This is a genomic window from Oleiphilus sp. HI0132 (genome assembly GCF_001635845.1).
The window spans coordinates 1-676 of the sequence record NZ_LWGJ01000772.1; the positions used below are offsets into that span (position 1 = coordinate 1).

Below are 676 nucleotides of genomic sequence, written 5' to 3' on the forward strand. Positions count from 1 at the left end.
AATCATTTTCACCTAGTAAAATCTTTGTTTGGCCATTTAAGGTGACGCTTGGGAGTAGGTCTTCTAATGTGGCCTTGCTGATTAATGACTCGTTACGGCTAATATCATCTTCTTCATAGGGATAGATTACATAGTCGTCGAGGTAGGCACTGTATTGGCTAATGATATAGAGCTTTGAGCCGATTTTTCGGCTGCTGACATACTGACCCTCTATCTGTATAGATGTGGTTTTGTCTATGGTGGATTCAGGTGTTTCCACGTCATACATATCAATACTGATACGGCTATCACTCCAGTGCCAGAAGTAGTCGCTATAGACTTGAGCGTATTCGTTAGCGATTGAAATAAGTTTTTTGTTTTCGAGTGTTTCTTCCAGATACAAGCCCTGTAAGTAATGACGTGAAGTAGAGAGGGTAATGGTATTGAGCGCTTCGTGTTTACCTGTCTGTTCCGATAATTCAAATATATTGATGTCGGAACCTCCATTGTAGCTGTATATCAGGTTTCCGTCGGTCTTAAGCCAGTCGAGTTCATCGACTCCTGTTTCTTGAGTATTAGTTCGGGAGTAGCTATCGCTTGACTCGTCAGAAGAGGCATCTGCACTTCCATCGCTTTCGAGTACGGGGGCATCGAGGCAAATATCGCAATAGCTAGGGTTCTGGTTATTCGAAGCAAT

Annotated in this window: 1 protein-coding gene; it reads right to left on the reverse strand. The window is 42.8% G+C overall.

The genetic code is table 11. From position 1 onward, the window contains the following. The coding region (locus A3766_RS09115; protein ID WP_197479465.1) for a beta-propeller domain-containing protein at window positions 1–676 on the reverse strand (676 nt) is incomplete at both ends.